18 protein-coding genes are annotated in these 19,908 nt (G+C 71.0%); 5 read left to right on the top strand and 13 right to left on the bottom strand.

Annotated features, from left to right (window positions below; all coding sequences use genetic code 11):
* Position 1: 1 nt before the first annotated feature.
* Both ACVKXF_RS06060 and ACVKXF_RS06055 read right to left on the bottom strand, forming a co-directional pair.
* Positions 2-1,261 (bottom strand): MFS transporter, encoded by a 1,260-nt coding sequence (locus ACVKXF_RS06060; RefSeq protein ID WP_456795189.1) that lies wholly within the window; start codon positions 1,259-1,261, stop codon positions 2-4.
* Complete coding sequence (locus ACVKXF_RS06055) at positions 1,258-1,830, bottom strand: ArsR/SmtB family transcription factor (RefSeq protein WP_456795188.1); 573 nt, start codon at positions 1,828-1,830, stop codon at positions 1,258-1,260. The genes ACVKXF_RS06060 and ACVKXF_RS06055 overlap by 4 nt, the downstream gene beginning before the upstream one ends.
* Positions 1,831-1,920: 90 nt before the next feature.
* Between ACVKXF_RS06055 and ACVKXF_RS06050 the strand changes: the two genes are divergently transcribed.
* Positions 1,921-2,436, top strand: coding sequence for a DUF1697 domain-containing protein (locus ACVKXF_RS06050; protein WP_456795187.1), 516 nt, complete (start codon positions 1,921-1,923; stop codon positions 2,434-2,436).
* Complete coding sequence (locus tag ACVKXF_RS06045) at positions 2,433-2,819, top strand: VOC family protein (RefSeq protein ID WP_456795186.1); 387 nt, start codon at positions 2,433-2,435, stop codon at positions 2,817-2,819. The genes ACVKXF_RS06050 and ACVKXF_RS06045 overlap by 4 nt, the downstream gene beginning before the upstream one ends.
* Positions 2,820-2,858: 39 nt before the next feature.
* Here ACVKXF_RS06045 and ACVKXF_RS06040 read toward each other — a convergent pair whose 3' ends face one another.
* Together ACVKXF_RS06040 and ACVKXF_RS06035 are read right to left on the bottom strand one after the other, a co-directional pair.
* Positions 2,859-5,369, bottom strand: a complete 2,511-nt coding sequence (locus ACVKXF_RS06040) for a glycoside hydrolase family 65 protein (protein WP_123311615.1) — start codon at positions 5,367-5,369, stop codon at positions 2,859-2,861.
* A gap of 77 nt (positions 5,370-5,446) precedes the next feature.
* Positions 5,447-6,214: an HAD family hydrolase gene (locus ACVKXF_RS06035; protein WP_456795185.1), complete on the bottom strand. Its 768-nt coding sequence runs from the start codon at positions 6,212-6,214 to the stop codon at positions 5,447-5,449.
* A 147-nt stretch (positions 6,215-6,361) separates the two neighbouring features.
* On the opposite strand from ACVKXF_RS06035, the gene ACVKXF_RS06030 reads away from it, so the two are divergent.
* A complete protein-coding gene (locus ACVKXF_RS06030; protein WP_456795184.1) occupies positions 6,362-7,717 on the top strand; it encodes an APC family permease in 1,356 nt (451 codons plus the stop codon).
* Positions 7,718-7,741: 24 nt separating this feature from the next.
* Here ACVKXF_RS06030 and ACVKXF_RS06025 read toward each other — a convergent pair whose 3' ends face one another.
* From ACVKXF_RS06025 to hxlB, 3 genes are all read right to left on the bottom strand, one after another.
* On the bottom strand, positions 7,742-8,482 hold the full coding sequence (locus ACVKXF_RS06025) for an alpha/beta hydrolase (RefSeq protein ID WP_456795183.1): 741 nt from the start codon (positions 8,480-8,482) through the stop codon (positions 7,742-7,744).
* Between the two features lie 118 nt (positions 8,483-8,600).
* A complete protein-coding gene (hxlA, locus tag ACVKXF_RS06020; protein WP_111083537.1) occupies positions 8,601-9,227 on the bottom strand; it encodes a 3-hexulose-6-phosphate synthase in 627 nt (208 codons plus the stop codon).
* 11 nt (positions 9,228-9,238) lie between these two features.
* Complete coding sequence (hxlB, locus tag ACVKXF_RS06015; protein WP_456795182.1) at positions 9,239-9,802, bottom strand: 6-phospho-3-hexuloisomerase; 564 nt, start codon at positions 9,800-9,802, stop codon at positions 9,239-9,241.
* 111 nt (positions 9,803-9,913) lie between these two features.
* On the opposite strand from hxlB, the gene ACVKXF_RS06010 reads away from it, so the two are divergent.
* Entirely contained in the window at positions 9,914-10,759 is an 846-nt protein-coding gene (locus ACVKXF_RS06010) for a helix-turn-helix transcriptional regulator (RefSeq protein ID WP_456795181.1), read from the top strand.
* Here ACVKXF_RS06010 and ACVKXF_RS06005 read toward each other — a convergent pair.
* The 3 genes from ACVKXF_RS06005 to ACVKXF_RS05995 form a co-directional block, all read right to left on the bottom strand.
* Positions 10,743-11,237 carry a helix-turn-helix domain-containing protein gene (locus ACVKXF_RS06005; RefSeq protein ID WP_123311605.1) on the bottom strand — a complete coding sequence of 165 codons (495 nt, stop codon included), beginning with the start codon at positions 11,235-11,237 and terminating at the stop codon, positions 10,743-10,745. The two genes, ACVKXF_RS06010 and ACVKXF_RS06005, sit on opposite strands and share 17 nt — an antisense overlap.
* A gap of 103 nt (positions 11,238-11,340) precedes the next feature.
* Entirely contained in the window at positions 11,341-12,030 is a 690-nt protein-coding gene (locus ACVKXF_RS06000) for a response regulator (RefSeq protein WP_456795180.1), read from the bottom strand.
* Entirely contained in the window at positions 12,027-14,519 is a 2,493-nt protein-coding gene (locus tag ACVKXF_RS05995) for an ATP-binding protein (protein WP_456795179.1), read from the bottom strand. The genes ACVKXF_RS06000 and ACVKXF_RS05995 overlap by 4 nt, the downstream gene beginning before the upstream one ends.
* Positions 14,520-14,752: 233 nt before the next feature.
* Here ACVKXF_RS05995 and ACVKXF_RS05990 point away from each other — a divergent pair, with 233 nt between their 5' ends.
* Positions 14,753-15,517: an Abi family protein gene (locus ACVKXF_RS05990; protein ID WP_456795178.1), complete on the top strand. Its 765-nt coding sequence runs from the start codon at positions 14,753-14,755 to the stop codon at positions 15,515-15,517.
* 8 nt (positions 15,518-15,525) lie between these two features.
* On the opposite strand, the gene kdpC is transcribed toward ACVKXF_RS05990, so the two are convergent.
* From kdpC to kdpA, 3 genes are read right to left on the bottom strand one after another with little or no spacing between them, the layout of a single operon-like run.
* Positions 15,526-16,128 (bottom strand): potassium-transporting ATPase subunit KdpC, encoded by a 603-nt coding sequence (gene kdpC / locus ACVKXF_RS05985; RefSeq protein ID WP_456795177.1) that lies wholly within the window; start codon positions 16,126-16,128, stop codon positions 15,526-15,528.
* 2 nt (positions 16,129-16,130) lie between these two features.
* On the bottom strand, positions 16,131-18,224 hold the full coding sequence (gene kdpB, locus ACVKXF_RS05980; RefSeq protein WP_456795176.1) for a potassium-transporting ATPase subunit KdpB: 2,094 nt from the start codon (positions 18,222-18,224) through the stop codon (positions 16,131-16,133).
* Positions 18,221-19,903, bottom strand: a complete 1,683-nt coding sequence (gene kdpA, locus ACVKXF_RS05975) for a potassium-transporting ATPase subunit KdpA (protein ID WP_340197841.1) — start codon at positions 19,901-19,903, stop codon at positions 18,221-18,223. The genes kdpB and kdpA overlap by 4 nt, the downstream gene beginning before the upstream one ends.
* Positions 19,904-19,908 lie beyond the last annotated feature (5 nt).

The following is a 19,908-nucleotide window of genomic DNA, read 5'->3' as shown; positions in this document are numbered from 1 at the left end:
ACTAGGTCGTCACGCGCTCGACCGGCGCCCGCTCGGGATCCGGTCGTTCCATGAGGCGCCAGGCGCCACCCGTCAGCGGCGCGAGCGTCACCACCGTGTAGAGCACGACGACCACCCCGAACGTCGCCTGGACGCCGACGCCGTCGGCCGCGAAGCCGGCGAGCAACCCACCGAGGGGGATCCCCGCCCAGGACCCGGCCCCGAGCAGCCCGAACACCCGGGCGCGCATGTGCTCCGGGATGCGCTCGAGCTCGACGGCCCCGAGGATCGGGTTGAGCGACCCGGCGGCGAGCCCCGACAGCCCCGACGCGGCGAGCATCCACGGCAGCCCGAGGCCGAGTGCCGGCACCAGGAGCGAGGGCCCGCCGGCGAGCACGAAGCACAGGACGAACGTGATCCGACGGGGAACGCGGTGTGCGACGTACCCGAAGGCCACCGACCCGAGGAACGCCGCACCGCCGAAGGTCCCCGTCACGAAGCCCAGCGCCTGCGCCCCACCGAGGGTGTCGGCGGCGTAGAGGGGGAGCAACGTCGTCGACCGGGCCGCGTCGAGCAGGTTCGTGACCAGCACGAGGGCGATCACGAGCCGGAAGAACGGGTCGCGGACACAGAACCGGAAGCCCTCGGCGATGTCCCGCCAGTACCCGTTGGTCGGAGCCGCATCAGCGCCCGCGCCCGCTCCGTCGTCCTCCGCCGGACGGACCAGCACCGCGGCGAGCAGGGCTGCGGTGGCGAACGCCACCGCGGTGCAGACGAGTGCCGCCATCGGGCCGGCAGCCGCCACGAGCACACCGCCGAGCGGCGCGCCGATGAGCACCGACAGTCGCTGCGACGCCTCGAAGTGCCCGACCGCCCGCTCCAGTGGAACGCCGGCCGATCGCGCGAGTCCGGGCAGCAGGACCCGACGTGCGGACTCCCCCGGCAGGTCGAACAGGCCGCTCACGAAGACGAGCGACAGGAGCGCCCAGAACGGCAGACCCACGGTCCAGGCGAGCACCGGCATCGCCAGCAGGGTCGCACCGCTGACGAGGTCCGACGCCACGCTCGACCGGACGAACCCGACCCGCTCGACGAGCGCCCCGCCGAAGGGGCCGCCGAGGACGATCGGCACCGTCGCGGCGAAGGCGGCGATCCCGACGTCCGTCGCCGAGCCACCCCGCGCGAGGACGGCGAAGGGCACGGCCACGGTCGTGACGACGTTCCCGGTCCTCGAGACGGCCTGGACCGCGAGCAGTGCACGCAGCCGGGCCCGGGCGTTCACGCTCGCCCCATCCGGTAGCTCTGCGTGACGGCGATGACGCGCTCCGAGCCGTCGCCTGGCGTGTGCGCGTCACTCACGGCCGTCCACCGCTCGACCACGGCACGCAGTTCGGCGCCGAGCCCGCCGAGTTCCTCGACGGTCAGTCGCAGCACCTCGTCGGAACTGGTCGACGCCGCGACCCACGCACGCCCCAGGACGGGCGCCTGGTCGATGAACCGCCCGTACTCGGCCGCGTACGCATCGGCGACGGTGTGGTCGAGCGCGGTCGTCGCGAGCATGCGTTCCGAATCGTCGAACGCGTCGGCGAGGTCCCACGACGTGTGGTCCGCCGTCGCCCGCCACCACCGTTCCCGCCGGTCCGAACCGAGCTCCGGAGCCGGCTCGATGAAGTCCGCGTCCGCCAGCCGCTTGCAGTGGTAGCTGATCGTGCCGGGCGCTTCGTCGATCTCCTCGCCGAGCATCGCCGCGGTCTGCGGCCCACCGGAGCGCAGGAGCCCGACGATCCGCAGTCGGGTCGGGTGGGCGAGGGCACGCATGTGGGCGGCGTCGTCGAGTCTGCGGACGGTCATGGTCCGACCATAGATGCACAACAGTTCTTGCGCAACGATTCTTGTGCAGTTGATCGGCTGAACCGGCCAGGGCCGCGCTACGGTTCGGGCATGGCGAAGTGGATCGCGCTGCTGCGCGGAGTGAACGTCAACGGCATCACGATCAGGAGCGCCGACCTCGCGGACCTGTTCCGGGGGCTCGGCTTCGCCGACGTCCGCACGATGCTCGCGTCCGGCAACGTGGTGTTCGACACGGATGCCGACGCCTCCACCCGCAAGACGACGATCGAGCAGGCGCTCCGCGACCGCTTCGGCTACGACGCGTGGATCGTGCTCGTCCGTCACGAGGACCTGGCGGCAGTGATCGAGCGGTTCCCGTTCGACCGGGCGGACGACCGGCACGACTACGTGGTGTTCGGCTCCGACGACGACGCCCTCGACGCACTGCTCACCGACCTCGCAGTCGACGCCACGGTCGAGCAGGTCGCCCGGGGCGACGGAGTCGTGTACTGGTCCTGCCCGAAGGGCTCGAGCACGGACACCGTGTTCGCGAAGCGGGCCGGGGCAGCACGCTTCAAGCGCTCGACCACGACGCGCAACACGAACACCCTCCGGAAGCTCCTGTGACCCGAGGTGCCCTGCACCACGTCGAGCTCCGCACGCGCGACCTCGACACGGCGAGCAGCGCGTGGGGTTGGCTGCTCGGCGAGCTCGGGTACGCGCCGTTCCAGCAGTGGCCTGAGGGCCGCAGCTGGCGACTCGGTGACGTCTACGTCGTGCTCGAGGCCGCCCCGCTCGACGGCGCGCACGACCGCCGACGGCCGGGACTGAGCCACCTGGCGTTCCACGCCGGCGACGCCGAACAGGTCGAGCAGCTATGGACGGACGCACCGGCGCACGGCTGGGGCCGGCTCTACGAGGACCGCCACCCGTTCGCCGGCGGGCCGGATCACCGTGCCGCGTTCCTCGAGGATGCCGAGCGGTTCAAGGTCGAGCTCGTCGCGAGCTGACTGATCCGGCGAGACCCTGCCGGCATCCGCACCGATGCCCTACGCGGTCGTCTCGTCGACGTCGAAGTCGCGCTCGAGCGAGATCGTCGGGATCGACGCCGTGATCACGGAGCCGTCCGCACGGAGCGTGCCCTGGATGTCGCTCGTCGTCGGGGCGTGCCCGGACATCCGCGGCCCCTGGTGCGGCAGCGGCACCACGGTCGGCTCGCCGGCCTCGATGTCCCACTGCTGGTTGTGCACCCACGCGGTGAAGCCCGAACCCGTCTCGACCGTGAAGGTCATGGCGTCCTGCCCGAGGTCCACCCGGACGCGCGATCCACGCACGGTCAGGCGGTAGGTCAGGGCGTCCCAGTGCCGCGGCAGCCGCGGGTTGAACGTCATCCGGCCGCCGTGGTCGCGCATGCCGCCGAACCCGTTGACGAGTGCACCCCAGATGCCGCCGGTCGACGCGATGTGCACGCCGTCCGAGGTGTTGCCGTGCAGGTCGGCCAGGTCGACGTAGAGCGCCGTCTGGAAGTACTGGTCGGCGAGGTCGTGGTACCCGACCTCGGCCGCCATGATCGACTGCACGACCGCCGACAGCGTCGAGTCGCCCGTGGTGAGCGCGTCGTAGTAGTCGAAGTCGCGGCGCTTCTCGGCCGCGGTGAACTCGTGCCCCTGCAGGAACAGGGCGAGCACGACGTCGGCCTGCTTGAGCACCTGGAACCGGTAGATCACCAGCGGGTGGTAGTGCAGCAGCAGCGGGCGCTTGGACTCGGGGGTGTTCTCGAGGTCCCAGAGTTCCTTGTCGAGGAACTGGGCGTCCTGCGGGTGGATGCCACGGTGCGGGTCGAAGGGGATCTCCATCGACTCGGCAGCGTGCTCCCACTCGACGAGCTCGTCGGGGCGCAGGCCGGTGCGTCGGATCATCCGGTCGTACTCTTCGACGTCGTCGGCCGCGAGCTCGCGGCACGCGTTGACCGCGAACCACAGGTTCGCCCGCGCCATGACGTTCGTGTACAGGTTGTCGTCGACCACGGTCGTGTACTCGTCGGGTCCGGTGACGCCGTCGATGTGGAACTTCTTGTCGCCGTTGGAGCGCCAGAAGCCGAGGTCGGCCCAGAGCCGAGCGGTCTCGACGAGCACGTCGATCGCTCCGCGCTTCAGGAACTCGGTGTCTCCGGACGCCCGCACGTACTGCATCAGGGCATGGGCGATGTCGGCGTCGATGTGGTACTGCGCGGTGCCCGCGGCGTAGTACGCGCTGGACTCCTCGCCGTTGATCGTGCGCCAGGGGAACAGCGCACCCCGCTGGTTCAGCTCACGTGCCCGTGAGCGTGCCGCGTCGAGCATGTTGTAGCGGAAGCGCAGGGCGTTCCGGGCGACGATCGGCGCCGTGTAGGACAGGAACGGCAGGACGTAGATCTCCATGTCCCAGAAGTAGTGTCCGCCGTACCCGGAGCCGGTGACGCCCTTGGCGGCGATGCCGTGTCCGTCGGTGCGGGCGGTGGCCTGCGCGAGCATGAACAGGTTCCACCGGACGGCCTGCTGGATGGCCGGCTGCCCGGCGATCTCGACGTCGCTCCGCGCCCAGTAGTCGTCGAGCCAGACGCGCTGCTTCTCGAACGTCTCGTCGATGTTCTCGGCGTGCGCCCGGTCGAGCGTGCGGTCGCAGCGGTCGGCGAGTTCGCGCACCGGGACACCGCGGGAGGTGTGGTACACCACGTGCTTCACGAGTCGGATCGGCTGGCCGGCGCGTGCCTGGACGCGGTAGACGTGCTTCGCCAGGTCGTCGTCGATCGACGACGACTCGTCCCAGCTGTTCTCGGTCTCGAGGTGGTGCTCCACGCCGACGCAGATCGTCATGCCGGAGCTCGACGCCTGGTAGCCGAGCAGCGAGCGGGCGCCGGTGCTGCGCTTGAGCTTCGGTTCGAGCACCCGGTCGGTGAAGGCCTCGGCCTTGCGCGGGTCGAAGGCGTTCGCCGCCGCGCGCATCCCCGCGTGGTACTCGTCCTGCACGTCCTGGCGGTTCAGGATCTGACTGGACAGCAGGATCGAGGCGTCCGCGTCGAGCACGGTGACCTCGTAGTCGATGACGGCGAGGTGCCGATCGGTGAACGACACCAGACGGCGGGACCGGATCAGCACGCGCTTGCCGGACGGCGTCGACCACTCGGTCTCGCGGAACAGGTAGCCGCCGCGGAACTCGAGCCGCCGCGTGTGGCGGAGGATGTCCGCCTCGGCCAGCACCAGGGGCTCGTCGTCGACGTACAGCCGGATCACCTTGGCGTCGGGCGCGTTGATGATCGTCTGCCCGGTCTTGGCGAACCCGAAGGCGTCTTCGGCGTGCCGGATCGGCCAGGTCTCGTGGAACCCGTTGATGTACGTGCCGTACTGCACGCCGCCACGGCCCTCGTCGAGGTTGCCGCGCAGGCCGAGGTACCCGTTGCCGACGGCGAAGTTCGTCTCGGCGACGCCCTGCTGGTCGGGGGTGTACTCGGTCTCGACGAGTGCCCACTCGTCGATCGGGTACCGGACGCGGTCGAGCGGGTCCGAGGTGATGGGGTTCATGGTGCTCCGTGGGAAGGGAGAGTGGCGTGGGGACGTCGGTTCGACCGGGAGGCGCGGCTCGCCTCCGGTCCGCTGGCCTACGTGGTGCTGGTGGTCGCCCGGGGAAGGTCCGCGACCAGGTCGGCGAGGTCCGTCACGACGACGTCGGCACCGTGCGCGCGCAACGCGTCGGCGCCCGCTCCGCGGTCGACCCCGACGACGAGGCCGAAGGCCCCGTTCCGGCCGGCTTCGACACCGCTCGTGGCGTCCTCGACCACGACGCACTCGGCGGCGGTCAGACCGAACCGTCCGGCGGCGTCGAGGTAGGTGTCGGGGGAGGGCTTGCCGGCGAGGCCGTCCTGACGTGCGACGAGGCCGTCGACGACGACGGGGAACCGGTCGAGGATGCCGGCGGTCCGCAGCACCGAGACGGCGTTCGCGGAACTCGAGACGACCGCGACGTGGAAGCCGGCGTCGATCGCGGCGGTGAGGAACCGGAGCGAGCCCGGGTACGGCTCGACACCGTGCTCGTCCAGCTCCGCGGTGAACTCGGCGTTCTTCCGGTTGCCGAGACCGCACACGGTGTCGGCGTCCGGGTCGTCGTCCGGGGTGCCCTGCGGCAGGTCGATGCCCCGCGACCCGAGCAGCGAGCGCACGCCGTCGTACCGCGGCTTGCCGTCGATGTACGCGAAGTAGTCGGCCTGCGTGTACGGCGCGACCCCGTGTGCCTCGAGGTACGGCGTGAAGAGCCGGCTCCAGGCGCGCATGTGCACGTCGGCGGTGGGGGTGAGGACACCGTCCAGGTCGAACAGGAGCGCTCGCGTGTCCGCGAGTCGCGCGGGTGTGCGCCGGGTCGGCGTCGTCATCTGCAGCCCTTCAGGGAGAACGGGGGTCGTGGACGTTGCTCTCGTCGAGTCTAGGACCGCTCCAGGACGGGTGTTCAAACGCGCCCGACGGCCTGTGAACTCCCTGAGGCGCGGGTCGACACGCTGGTCCGGACGGAAGGCTCCACCATGACCAGCGAGACCGCGGCACCCCCGCACGACGGCACCGGCTCCAAGCTCCGGCAGGCCATCACCGGGCCGCTCCTGTACCTGTTCATCCTCGGCGACGTCCTCGGCGCCGGGATCTACGCGCTCATGGGCACCCTGTCGCAGGACGTGGGCGGGGCACTCTGGGCACCGCTCCTGCTCGCGCTGCTGCTGGCCCTGCTCACGGCGGGCTCGTACGCGGAGCTCGTGACGAAGTACCCGAAGGCCGGCGGCGCCGCGGTGTTCGCGGAGCGCGCCTACAGGACGCCCATCGTGTCGTTCCTGGTCGGGTTCAGCATGCTCGCCGCGGGGGTCACGAGCGCCGCCGGTCTGTCGCTCGCCTTCGCCGGCGACTACCTCGGCACCTTCGTCGACCTGCCGCCGGTGCCGACCGCGATCGTGTTCCTCGCGCTGATCGCCTGCCTGAACGCCCGCGGCATCTCGGACTCGCTGCGCAGCAACGTCGTGATGACCGTCATCGAGGTGTCGGGGCTCGTCATCGTCATCGTGGTCGTCGCCGTGATGCTGGGCGGCGGTGGCGGCGACGTCTCCCGCATCGGTGCGTTCCCGGCCGAGGCGAACCCCGCCCTCGCGACGCTGAGCGCGGCGATCGTCGCCTACTACTCGTTCGTCGGCTTCGAGACCTCGGCGAACGTCGCGGAGGAGGTCCGCGAGCCGAGCCGGGTCTACCCCAAGGCCCTGTTCGGCGCCCTCGCCACCGCGGGCGTCGTCTACGTCCTGGTCGGCCTCGCCAGTTCGATCGCGTTGCCGGCGTCCGAGCTGTCGGACTCGACCGGCCCGCTCCTGGCCGTGGTGTCGGCCAGCGGGGTGCCGATCCCGGACTGGGTCTTCAGCCTCATCGCCCTGGTCGCCGTCGCCAACGGCGCCCTGCTCACGATGATCATGTCGAGCCGCGTCACCTACGGCATGGCGGAACAGCGGCTGTTGCCCGCACTGCTGGCCGAGGTGCTGCCGAACCGGAAGACGCCGTGGACCGCGATCGTGGCGACCACCGTCGTCGCAATGCTCCTCACGCTGGTCGGCGACGTGGGCGTCCTGGCCGAGACCGTCGTGCTGCTGCTGCTCTTCGTGTTCATCAGCACGAACGTCGCCGTCCTCGTGCTGCGCCGTGACCGCGTCGACCACGAGCACTTCCGCGTGTGGACGTTCGTCCCCGTGCTCGGCGTCGCCTCGTGCGTGCTGCTGCTGACGCAGCAGAGCGGGCAGGTCTGGCTGTACGCGGCGATCCTGCTCGCCGTCGGCGTGGTGCTGTACTTCGTCGCCCGCGTGACCGGGCGGCGCTCTGGACGCGACCACGAGGCGGGCGTCATCCGCTGACGCGACGCACCACGGGCCTCCCGGTCAGCGCAGGCCGGGAGCCGGCGGCAGGTCGCGCGCCCACGCCTCGATCGCCGACGAGATCTGCTGGCGGGCGTCCTCGCGGCTGACGGTCGCCGTGCGGTCGCCCGGCTGGTCGCCGTACGCGCCGAAGTCGGCGTGGTTCGAACCCTGGACCTCGGTCATCGTCGCGGTCGACGGCAGCAGGTGCCGGGCAGCGTCGACCTTGTCGGGCGTCGAGAGCCCGTCACGTGAGCCCGAGACGCTCAGCACGTCGATGTACGACGTGCTGATGTCGTTCGCGCAGTAGCTGCCGAGCAGCAGCAGGCCGTCCGCGTCCTGCGCGAGCTGGCAGGCGCGCACCCCGCCCAGCGAGTGCCCGCCGACTGCCCACGTCGCGACGTCCGGTGCATGCGCCTCGAAGGTGGAGAGCGGCCGGGTGTCGAAGAACGCGAGGTTCAGGGTCGGCTTCGTGATGACGACGGTCGTGCCGTTCGCGACCACCTGCCGGAAGGTCGCCATGTACGCGTACGGGTCGACCTTGGCGCCCGGGATGAACACGATGCCCTTGCCGTCGGCCTGCCCTGTCGGGGTCATCACGACGGAGTCGCCGGCGTCCTGGACCGACACGCGGTCGTCGCGCCAGACCTGCAGCGCAGCGCTCCGGGTGCCCTGCATGACGATGTGCGCCCAGACGAGGAACACCACCACGACCACCAGCAGCACGGCGACGATCCACGCGGTCCACCGCAGCACTCGGTTCATGCGACCACCGTACGGCGCATCAGGACCGGCGGCGGTCGCTTCGTGAGCAGGAATGGTCGGGTGCGGGGCACGCACTCGACCATTTCTGCTCACCTTCGCGACGCGGACGCCGCGGGCGCTACGCCGTGATGGCGGCGCGGATCTCGGCAGCTGCGGCGCCGACGTCCGAGGCGCTGTAGATCGCGCTTCCGGCGACGGCGATGCGGGCACCGGCCTCCTGCACCGAGGCGACGGAGGACGCGTTCACGCCACCCGCGATCGAGAAGGGGACACCCGACTCCTTGCCGGCGTCGAGCAGCGTCGAGAACGTGAAGCCCTCTTCCGCCTGCTCGTCGAGCCCGGCGTGGACCTCGACGAACTCGGCACCGAGCGCGACGACCTCACGGGCACGGGCGGCCTTGTCGGAGACGCCGATCAGGTCGACGACGATGCCCTTGCCGTGCTTCTTCGCGGCCTTGACGGCCCCGACGATGGTCGAGTCACCGGCGACACCGAGGACGGTGACCAGGTCGGCACCGGCCGAGAACGCGATGTCGGCCTCGAGCTCGCCGGCGTCCATGGTCTTGAGGTCGGCGAAGACGATCTTGTCCGGGTGGGCTTCCTTGATCGCGGTGACCGCGGACAGGCCGGCGCTCTTGATCAGGGGCGTGCCGAGCTCGAGGACGTCGACGTGCGGCGCGGCCGCGGCCGCGAGTTCGAGGGCGGCTTCGGTGGTCAGGGTGTCCATGGCGAACTGGAGCTGCATGTGGATGCCTTTCATTCGAGGTTGGCGTGTCGGGGCCAGAGGTCGTCGGCGGACTGCCCGCCGCGGGACCAGAGCGTGTGGAACAGGGCGTCGCCGACCAGCGCGACGGCCTGTTCGAAGAGGCTGCCGGCGTACTGGGCCGAGGCCGTGCCGGAGCGGTCGGTCTTCGTCGCTGCCGGCAGCACGAGGGTGACGTCGGCGACCTCGGACAACGGGGAGTCGTCGGTGGTCGACAGTGCGACGACGGACGCTCCGACGTCGTGCGCGGTGCGGGCCGCCTGCACGATGCCGCTGGTCGTACCGGATCCGCTCGCGACGAGGAGCACGTCCCCGGGGCGGATCGCGGGCGTCGTGGTCTCGCCGACGACGTGGACGTCACGACCGAGGTGCATGAGCCGCATCGCCGTCATGCGCAGTGCCAGGCCGGACCGGCCGGCGCCGTGCACGAAGACCCGGTGGCTCTGGTCGATCAGGTCGAGGGCGCGCTCAGCCGACGCATCGTCGACGTTCGCGGCGAGGTCGGTGACCTCACGCACGATCACGTCGAACGCTGCAGGGACGGTGGGTTCTGCCATGTCCACGAGCATGCCGTCACGCGGCCTGGTGCACCGCTACCCGCGTCGGCAGGCTCCCCACCCGATCGGGTGGCCCCGTCCGCACGGGTGGGACGGGTAGGTTCGGCTCCCATGGACGCATCGGGAACGGACCGGGAGGCCCGTGGCGGCTCCGCCAGTCGGCTCGCCGCCTCGGAACACGCCAGGACGGTCGCCGAGCAGGCGGACCGTCAGGCGCTCACCCTCGAGTCCGTGCTCGCCGTGCTCCGGTCACCACGGGTGTCCGACGCCGCCGCGCGGGCCGAGGCCGTCGAGATCGCGTCAGCCGCGCTCGTCGACCTGCGCACCGAGACCGACCACCAGCGCAGCACCCTGCTCGAGCCGGTCACCGGAGCGTTCTCACGGCTGCGCGCCGACCTGCGCCCGCTCGTCCGGTTCGGTGACCTCGACGTGCAGTTCGTCGAACCGCCCACGACCGGCCGTGCGCTGCCCGGCGACGTCGCCCACGCGGCCCGGGCCATCGTCCGGACCGCCGTGCTCGCCCTGGTCGACGGCGGTGCGGCCAAGCGCGTCCGCATCCAGTGGGACTGCGACGGCCGGAACCTGCTCATGCAGCTCCGTGACGACGGGTCCGGCACCCTCGACGTGCACGACGACGCCATGCGGCCGATCGCGGAGCGCGTCGTCACCCTCGACGGCCGCGTCCAGGTGTCGAGCACACCCGACTGGGGCTCCGTGCTCGACATCTCGCTGCCCCTCGACCCGTCACCGACCGAGGTGGACTCGGTCGCGGACGACGACCTCACCCCGCGGGAGCGCGACGTGCTGCGGCTGCTCGCGACGGGCGTCGGCAACCGCGAGATCGCCGAGGGCCTGGGCATCAGCGTGAACACCGTGAAGTACCACGTGGCGAACCTGCTCCGGAAGCACGGTGCCCGCACCCGTGCCGAGCTCGCCGCCTTCAGTTACCGGGCGTGATCCGCCGCGACCGTGACAGCGGGTACCGGCGGTCGAGCGAGGGTTCGACGACGGTCGCCATCAGGAACTGCGAGAGCAGTCTGCCGGCAGCCCAGTAGACGGGGATCACGAGGATCGCGATGCCGGTCCAGATCCCAGCGCCGATGAGGGCGATGGTGCCGAGCGTCACGACGATGCCCACGCCCGAGTACAGGTACTGCCACCCCCGAGTCGCCGAGTCACGCTGCACCTGCTGCAGCTCCGCACGCTCGTCGAGGCCGCGCACCCCGGGCTCGAGGGACTCTCGCTCCTCAGTGACGAACAGGTCGCGCACGGGCACTTCGAGTGCCGCGGCCACCGACGACAGCGACTCCAGGCTCGCGTCGTTGCCGCTCTCCATCCGCTGCACCGTCCGCACCGCGAGGCCGCTCGCCTCGGCCAGTCGTTCCTGGGTCCACCCGCGCAGTCGCCGGAGCTCCCCGATCCGCATCTCGTTCATGTCCCGAACACTAGGGTTCCGCGGAACGACGCACCACGACACGGACCCGACACCTGCACGACAGCGACCCGCCAGCCACCCGACAGCGGTCTCCCTGCCTTCGTCACTGCCCTCCCGGGGCGAAGCGGTAGCCCATGCCGGACTCCGTCACCAGGTAGCGCGGGTGCGCCGGGTCGGGCTCGAGCTTCCGCCGCAGCTGCGCCATGTACAGCCGCAGGTACCCGGAGTCGTTGCCGTGCGTCGGCCCCCAGACCTCGGTCAGGAGCATCTCGCGGGTCATCAGGCGGTCGGGGTTCGTGACCAGGACCTCGAGCAGGCGCCACTCGGTGGGGGTCAGGCGGATCGCAGGGCCGCTCCCCGGCGTGACCTGCTTCGCGACGAGGTCCACGACGAGGTCCCCGATGCGGATCGTCGGCGCGCTGTCGACGCCGGCCGGTGCCCGTCGCCGCCCGAGGGCTCGCAACCGCGCCAGCAGTTCGTCCATCTGGAACGGCTTCGTCACGTAGTCGTCGGCGCCGGCGTCGAGTGCGTCGACCTTGTCGGACGAGTCCGTCCGTCCGGACAGGACGAGCACCGGGACCTGCGACCAGCCCCGGACACCCTCGAGGACACCGATGCCGTCGAGCCGGGGCATCCCGAGGTCGAGCAGCACCAGGTCGGGACGTTCGGTGATGACGGCGTCGATCGCAGCGCGGCCGTCCTTCGCCGTCACGACGTCGTACCCGCGGGCGGCGAGCGTCACGGAGAGCGCTCGGACGAGCTGTGCGTCGTCGTCGGCGATCAACACCTTCATCGGAGCTCCACTCCCACGTGCCCGGCGATCGGCAGCCGCACCACCACGGTGAGTCCACCGCCCGGGGTGTCGTCGACCTCGATCGTGCCGCCCATGCCCTCGGTGAACCCGCGAGCCAGCGCCAGCCCCAGGCCGAGGCCCGTCTCGTTGTCGGTGTCGCCCAGGCGTTGGAACGGCTGGAAGACCTCGTCGACCCGGTCGGACGGGATGCCCGGACCGTGGTCGGCGATCCGGAGCTCGACCCCGCCCCCGAAGGCGCTCGCCGCAACGCGGACGCGGGTGCCGTCCGGGGCGTACCGGACGGCGTTCGCGAGCACGTTCACGACGACCCGCTGCAGCAGGACCGGGTCCGCGAGGACCGGGGGCAGCTCCGCCGGCAGGTCGAGGTCGACGTCGTCCGGACCGAGTTCCAGCTCGTCGAGCGCCGGCGCGACCACCGTCTCGAGCGCGATCGATGCGGGGGTGACCGCGAGCACACCCGCCTGCACGCGGCTGACGTCCAACAGGTCCGCCAACAGCACCGCCAGCTGACCGAGGCTCTCGTCGGCGGTCGCGAGCAGCGCCTCCCGGTCGGCCCGTGACAGGTCGACGTCCAACGCACGCAACGACTGGACGGCGGCTGAGGCGGCCGCGATCGGCCGACGCACGTCGTGGCCGACGGCCGCGAGCAGGGCGCTGCGGACCCGGTCGGCGGCGGCGATGCGTTCAGCGCCGACGGCCGTGCGGGTCAGCTCGCGGTGCTCGACGGCGGCGTCGAGCTGTTGCTCGACGACCCGCAGCAGCCGGCGCTGGGTCGGGTCGTCGGGCGCCCCCGCGAACTCGAGCACGGCCCCGGACGCCAGCGTCGTGGACGCGTCCGGCGTCGCGCCGAACTCGCCGGAGGTGGCCGGTACCTCGTCGCCCTGGCGGATCCGGACGCCGGCGAAGCCGAAGGCCTCACGGGTGCGGTCGAGCAGTGCCTGCAGGGCGTCGTCACCACGGAGCACGCTGCCGGCGATGCCCATCAGGAGCCCGGACTCGGCCGAGGCGCGGCGGGCGGCACGCGATCGACGCGCGGACCGGTCGACCACGAAGCTGACCAGCACCGCACTGATCACGTACATGACCAGGGCGAACAGGTGCCACGGCTGCTGGACGGTGACCATGTAGAGGGGTTGCACGAAGAAGTAGTCGAGGCTCAGCCCGGACAGCACCGCCGCGAACACCGCCGGCCACATCCCGCCCACGAGCGCCACGACGAGCACGAGCAGCTGGTACGCCAGCACGTCGACGGTGATGGCGTCGGGGTCGCTGCCGATCGACAGCGCCCAGGTGAGCAGGGGGCCGACCAGGACCGACAGCACGAAGGCGGCGATGACCCGCCCGCGCGACAGGCTGCCACCGAGCTTCGGCAGGGTGATCCCGCCGCCGGCACGCTCGTGGGTGACGACGTGCACGTCGATGTCGCCGGACTCCCGGATCACCGTGTTGCCGATCCCCGGACCGGTCAGTGCCGCGGCGAGCCGACTGCGTCGGCTGACGCCGATGACGATCTGGGTCGCGTCGATCGACCGCGCGAACCGCACGAGGGTCGACGGCACGTCGTCGCCGACGACCTGGTGGTACGTGCCGCCGAGCTGCTCGAGCAGGGTCCGCTGCTTGCCGAGCGCCCCCGGGTGCCGCACGCGCAGACCGTCGTTCGTCGTCACGTGCACGGCCGCGAGTTCGCCCCCGGCACTGCGGGCGGCGATACGGGCACCGCGACGGAGCAGGGTCTCGCCCTCTGGCCCGCCGGTCAGGGCGACCAGCACCCGTTCCCGGGTCTCCCAGCGGTGCTCGATGCCGTGTTCGGCGCGGTAGGCCTTGAGCGCGTCGTCGACCTCGTCAGCGAGCCAGAGCAGCGCGATCTCGCGCAGGGCCGTCAGGTTGCCGAGCCGGAAGTAGTTCGACAGCGCCGCATCGATCCGGGCAGCCGGGTACACGAGTCCGTCGGACAGCCGCTCGCGCAGGGCAGCCGGGGCCAGGTCGACGACCTCGACCTGGTCGGCCGCGCGCACCACGGCGTCGGGGACGGTCTCGCGCTGCACGGTGCCGGTGATCTCCCGCACCACGTCGCCGAGGGACTGCATGTGCTGCACGTTCACCGTCGAGATGACGTCGATGCCGGCGTCACGCAGGGCCTCGACGTCCTGCCAGCGCTTCTCGTTCGCACTGCCGGGGGCGTTCGTGTGGGCGAGTTCGTCCACGAGTGCGACCTCGGGCGCCCGGGCGATGACGGCGTCGAGGTCGAGGTCGTCGAGCTCCACACCACGGTGCGCGACCGAGCGGCGGGGCACCACTTCGAGTCCGGTGACGAGGGCGGCGGTGGCGGCGCGTTCGTGCGTCTCGACGACGGCGACGACCACGTCGCGACCCTCGTCGAGCAGCCGGCGGCCCTCTTCGAGCATGGTGAACGTCTTGCCGACGCCCGGTGCGGCACCGAGCAGGACCCGCAGCTTGCCGCGCTTCACGTGCTCATCCTCTCGCGTCCGCCGTTGCGGGGCAGCCGGTCGACTGATATTCTCCTCGTAACCGTTCCCACCAAGGCTCGAGCCTCGGCTTCCTCAAATCGGGTGGGACTGTCCCGTCCCGCGTCCGTCTCGGACGCGGGACGGAGTTCTTCACCGCTCACGTTCGTTCCCCACGCTGTAGTTGCTGCCGGCTTGCCCGAGATCATCAGTTCCCTCGATCTCGGAGCCTCTCGATGCAGGACGCCTCGGCCGCAATCTCGCGCTACCGCGCAGCGCAGTTCCGCCAAGCACTGCGCGAACGAGGTCTCGACCCTTCCGACGCCTCGGTCCGGAGAGTGCACGATTTCGACAGTGCGCTCCGCTCCGTCACCCTCGGTCTGTCCGAGCGCATCGAGCTCGCCCTGCGTGGCCATCTGGACGCACTGGGCGCAGCTCGATTCGGATCGCACTGGTACCTCGACCGTCGGGCGTTCCGTGACACGTTCGATCACCGTGCGCTCCTCCGACATGCTCGGGCGGCGCTCGACCGAACGGCAGATCCCGCCATCCGTTCGGCGTGGCAGGAGCGGCGCTTCGAACGGGTGCCGTTCGGGATGCTCGCCGAGGAGCTCAGCCTCGGGGAACTGTCCCGCCTCACCTGCGGGTTGGAACCCGCCGCTCGGGACGAGATGGCGGAAGCATTCCGCTTGCCCCCTGCGACGCTCCGTCCGTGCCTGCACCACATCACGCACGTCCGGAGCTGCTGCGCCCACCACACGCGACTCTGGGGCCGCAGCTTCCGGATCCCGCCGCCGACCTTCCGCTCCCCCGCCGACCTGGTCGCTCGACTCGAGGGGCTGCCGAAGCGCACGCCGGTGCACTCCCTCGAACTGCTCGCACACCTCGCCGAGACCGTCGGCCCGTGCGACCGTCACGCCGATGCCGTTCGACGGTTGATCGACGAGCACGACGATCTGATCGACGGCATCGGCGGACGGCCGAGCTGGGCGGCGAGGTGACCGCACGGTCAGGACAGCTTCGCCAGCGCCAGGTTCAGCGACAACACGTTCACGACGGGCTCGCCGAGGAACCCGAGCTGCCGCGACTCGGTGTGCTCGGCCACGAGCGCCCGCACGTCAGCAACCGACAGGCCGCGCGCCGAGGCCACCCGCGCGACCTGCTGCGACGCGTACGCCGGGCTGATGTCCGGGTCGAGCCCCGAACCCGACGCCGTGACCGCGTCCGCCGGCACCTGCGCGGCGGGGACCCCGTCGGCCTTCGCCAGCGCCGCACGACGGTCCTCGACGGCCTTCAGCAGGTCCGGGTTGTTCGGCCCGAGGTTCGAGCCGGACGAGGCCTGCGCGTCGTAGCCGTCCTCTCCGGCGGCAGACGGCCGCGACTGGAACCAGCGATCGGCCTGCTTGCCGGTGAACGACTGCCCGATCAACGAGGAACCGACGGCCGTGCCGGACGAGTCCGTGACCATCGAGCCGTTGGCCTGGTCGTGGAACGCCGCCTGGCCGACCCCCCAGACGGCGAGCGGGTAGCCGACGCCGAGCACGACGGTGGCGAGCAGGGTGAGGCGGATCGCCACACCAGCGGAACGGACGGTGGAACGTGCAGATGCCATGACTAGAACCCCGGGATGAGACCGACCACGAGGTCGATCAGTTTGATGCCGATGAAGGGGACGACCACGCCGCCGAGCCCGTAGACGAGCAGGTTGCGGCCGAGGATCGACGACGCTGCTGCCGCGCGGTACTTGACGCCACGCAGGGACAGCGGGATGAGCGCCACGATGACCAGCGCGTTGAAGACGACCGCCGACAGGATCGCGGACGACGGGCTGTGCAGCCCCATGATGTTGAGCGCCGCGAGCCCCGGGAACGCCGCCTGGAACATCGCCGGGATGATCGCGAAGTACTTCGCGACGTCGTTGGCGATGGAGAAGGTGGTCAGGGCCCCGCGGGTGATGAGCAGCTGCTTGCCGATGCGGACGACGTCGATGAGCTTGGTCGGGTCGGAGTCGAGGTCGACCATGTTGCCCGCCTCCTTCGCCGCCGTCGTGCCGGTGTTCATCGCGACGCCGACGTCCGCCTGCGCCAGGGCCGGGGCGTCGTTGGTGCCGTCACCGGTCATGGCGACGAGGTTGCCGCCCTCCTGCTCGCGCTTGATGTAGGCGAGCTTGTCCTCCGGGGTGGCCTCGGCGAGGAAGTCGTCGACGCCGGCCTCGTGCGCGATCGCGGCCGCGGTGCGGGGGTTGTCACCGGTGATCATCACCGTGCGGATGCCCATCGACCGGAGCTCGGCGAACCGTGAGGCCATGCCGTCCTTGACGACGTCCTTCAGGTGCACGACGCCGAGCAGGGCGACCGCGCCGTCCGAGGAGCGGCGGCCGACGACGAGCGGCGTCCCGCCCTGGTCGGAGATCTCCGCCACGGTCGAGTCGATCGCGGCCACCAGACCAGCATCGGGAGTGTCCGCCCAGGCCAGTACGGCAGCAGCGGCCCCCTTCCGGATCTGCGATCCGTCCGGCAGGTCCAGTCCGGACATGCGCGTCTGCGCCGTGAACGGCACCTCGACGGCGCCGTCGGGCAGTGCCGGCGTCACCCCGGCGTCGGCAGCGAGCGACACGATCGAGCGACCTTCTGGCGTCCCGTCGGCGGCGCTCGACAGCGCGGCTGCCTCCATCAGCGAGGTCTCGCTCACGCCCGGCACCGGCACGACGCGTGACGCCCGACGGTTGCCGTACGTGATCGTCCCGGTCTTGTCGAGCAGCAGGGTGGTGATGTCTCCGGCGGCCTCGACCGCGCGGCCCGACATCGCGAGCACGTTGTGCTGCACGAGCCGGTCCATGCCGGCGATGCCGATCGCGGAGAGCAGGGCCCCGATGGTGGTCGGGATGAGGCAGACGAGCAGGGCGATGAGCACCGGCACGCTGACCGTCGCACCGACGAGTCCCGCGATGGGCTGCATCGTCAGGCAGACGATCACGAAGACGATCGACAACGAGGCGAGCAGGATGTTCAGCGCGATCTCGTTCGGGGTCTTCTGGCGTGCGGCGCCCTCGACCAGGCGGATCATCCGGTCGATGAAGGTCTCGCCCGGGGTCGAGGTGATGCGCACGATGATCCGGTCCGACAGCACGCGGGTGCCACCGGTGACGGCGCTGCGGTCACCGCCGGACTCGCGGATGACCGGTGCGGACTCCCCCGTGACGGCCGACTCGTCGACGGACGCGATGCCGTCGATGACGTCGCCGTCGCCCGGGATCACCTCGCCGGCGACCACGACCACGACGTCGCCCTTGGCCAGGTCGACCGATGCGACCTCCTCGGTCTCGTTGCCGACCGCTGCTGCGTCGGCCTGGTCGTAGCCGAGCACCCGCCGGGCGCTCGTGGTCGAGCGGGTCTTCCGCAGGGTGTCGGCCTGCGCCTTGCCCCGCCCCTCGGCGACCGACTCCGCCAGGTTCGCGAAGACGACGGTGAGCCAGAGCCAGACGGCGATGGCGATGGTGAACGCGGACGGCTCGACGACGGCGGCGGCCGTCGTCAGCGCTGCGCCGACCTCGACGATGAACATGACGGGGTTCCGCCACATGAGTCGCGGATCGAGTTTCCGCAGGGCGCCCGGGAGGCCCGCCACCAGTTGACGGGGTCCGAATGCGGACGAGCGGGTGGCCGGCTCCACTGCGGTGCGCGGTTCCGGCTCGGTGGTCACGGTCATGACAGTCCTTCTGCGAGCGGGCCCAGTGCGAGCACCGGGAAGTAGGTGAGAGCGGTGACGATGACGGCGACGCCGCCGAGCAGCCCGATGAACAGCGGGCGGTGGGTGGGCAGCGTGCCGGCGGTCTCCGGCACTCGGTCCTGGGCGGCGAGGGAGCCGGCGAGCGCCAGGACGAACACCATCGGCACGAAGCGGCCGAGCAGCATCACGACGCCGAGCGAGGAGTTCATCCACGTGGTGTTCGCGGTGAGTCCGCCGAAGGCCGAACCGTTGTTGTTCGCGCCCGAGGTGAATGCGTAGAGCAGCTCGGACAGCCCGTGGTTGCCGGGGTTGAAGATCGACGTCCCGAGCACCTGTTCGCGGACGCCGGGGATGACCAGGGACAGCCCGGTGGCGAGGAGCACCAGGGTCGGCGTCACCAGGATGTACAGCGCCGCGAAGGTCATCTCCTTGGCGCGGATCTTCTTGCCGAGGTACTCCGGCGTCCGGCCGACGAGCAGGCCGCCGATGAACACCGTGATGACGGCGAGCACGAGCATGCCGTACAGGCCGGAGCCGACACCGCCCGGGGTGACCTCGCCGAGCATCATGTTCAGCATCGCCATCATCCCGCCGATCGGGGTGAAGCTGTCGAACATGCCGTTCACCGCACCGGTCGAGGTCGCGGTCGACGTCGTGCCGAACAGGGTGGTGCCGAGGATCCCGAACCGGGTCTCCTTGCCCTCCATCGCCGCTCCGGCCGCGTGCGTCGCGAGTCCGCCGCCGCCGAGCTCGGCGATCGACATCACCGACAGGGACACGAGGAAGATCGCGCCCATCACTGCGAGGATCGCGTAGCCCTGGCGGTCGTCACCGACGAGCCGCCCGAACGTGCGGGGCAGCGAGAACGGGATGACGAGCATCAGGAAGACCTCGACCAGGTTCGTCCACGCCTGCGGGTTCTCGAACGGGTGCGCCGAGTTGGCGTTGAAGTAGCCACCGCCGTTCGTGCCGAGTTCCTTGATCGCCTCCTGCGACGCGACGAACCCGTCGGGGATGTGCTGCGTGCCACCGATGAGCGTGGTGACGTCGGTGCCGCTCCCCCACGACTGGACGACACCGCCGGCGACGAGCACGATCGCGAACACGAACGCACCGGGCAGCAGCAGGCGACCGACACCGCGGACGACGTCCACCCACACGTTGCCGAGGGTGCCGGACTTGCGGCGGGCGAACCCGCGCACCAGGGCGACGGCGACGGCGAGGCCGACGGCGGCGGACAGGAAGTTCTGCACCGCGAGGCCGGCCATCTGCACGCTGTACCCGACGGTCACCTCGGGTGAGTACGACTGCCAGTTCGTGTTCGCGACGAACGACGCCGCGGTGTTGAACGCGAGCGACGGGCCCACGGCCGGCAGGCCGAGGTCGCCGGGCAGCACGACCTGGACGCGCTGCAGCAGGTAGACGAGCAGGAGCCCGACGACGCTGAAGAGCAGGACGCCGCGCAGGTATACGGGCCACGACTGTTCGGCGTCCGGGTCGACCCCGATCAGCCGGTAGACCCCGCGCTCGACGCGGTTGTGCCGGACGGGTGTGAAAACCTTCGCCATCCAGTCGCCGAGCGGGCGGTAGGCGACGACGAGCAGCAGGACGAGCGTGGCGACCTGGACGATCCCCGCCCAGACGTCAGCGGCGCCCACGCCCA

The sequence above is a fragment of the Curtobacterium sp. PvP017 genome (assembly GCF_054060195.1).
Note: the sequence above shows the minus strand (reverse complement) of the source record. Positions and strands in the feature narration are given on the sequence as shown.

What these genes read in the sequence shown, in the direction of transcription:
- ACVKXF_RS06055 (WP_456795188.1), bottom strand. Translation starts at nt 1,830, where the DNA reads ATGACCGTCCGCAGACTCGACGACGCCGCCCACATGCGTGCCCTCGCC.
- kdpC (WP_456795177.1), bottom strand. Translation starts at nt 16,128, where the DNA reads ATGGCATCTGCACGTTCCACCGTCCGTTCCGCTGGTGTGGCGATCCGC.
- ACVKXF_RS06010 (WP_456795181.1), top strand. Translation starts at nt 9,914, where the DNA reads ATGGACGCATCGGGAACGGACCGGGAGGCCCGTGGCGGCTCCGCCAGT.
- ACVKXF_RS05990 (WP_456795178.1), top strand. Translation starts at nt 14,753, where the DNA reads ATGCAGGACGCCTCGGCCGCAATCTCGCGCTACCGCGCAGCGCAGTTC.
- ACVKXF_RS06035 (WP_456795185.1), bottom strand. Translation starts at nt 6,214, where the DNA reads ATGACGACGCCGACCCGGCGCACACCCGCGCGACTCGCGGACACGCGA.
- ACVKXF_RS06000 (WP_456795180.1), bottom strand. Translation starts at nt 12,030, where the DNA reads ATGAAGGTGTTGATCGCCGACGACGACGCACAGCTCGTCCGAGCGCTC.
- kdpB (WP_456795176.1), bottom strand. Translation starts at nt 18,224, where the DNA reads ATGACCGTGACCACCGAGCCGGAACCGCGCACCGCAGTGGAGCCGGCC.
- ACVKXF_RS06005 (WP_123311605.1), bottom strand. Translation starts at nt 11,237, where the DNA reads ATGAACGAGATGCGGATCGGGGAGCTCCGGCGACTGCGCGGGTGGACC.
- ACVKXF_RS06025 (WP_456795183.1), bottom strand. Translation starts at nt 8,482, where the DNA reads ATGAACCGAGTGCTGCGGTGGACCGCGTGGATCGTCGCCGTGCTGCTG.
- ACVKXF_RS06050 (WP_456795187.1), top strand. Translation starts at nt 1,921, where the DNA reads ATGGCGAAGTGGATCGCGCTGCTGCGCGGAGTGAACGTCAACGGCATC.
- ACVKXF_RS06030 (WP_456795184.1), top strand. Translation starts at nt 6,362, where the DNA reads ATGACCAGCGAGACCGCGGCACCCCCGCACGACGGCACCGGCTCCAAG.
- ACVKXF_RS06040 (WP_123311615.1), bottom strand. Translation starts at nt 5,369, where the DNA reads ATGAACCCCATCACCTCGGACCCGCTCGACCGCGTCCGGTACCCGATC.
- hxlA (WP_111083537.1), bottom strand. Translation starts at nt 9,227, where the DNA reads ATGCAGCTCCAGTTCGCCATGGACACCCTGACCACCGAAGCCGCCCTC.
- hxlB (WP_456795182.1), bottom strand. Translation starts at nt 9,802, where the DNA reads ATGGCAGAACCCACCGTCCCTGCAGCGTTCGACGTGATCGTGCGTGAG.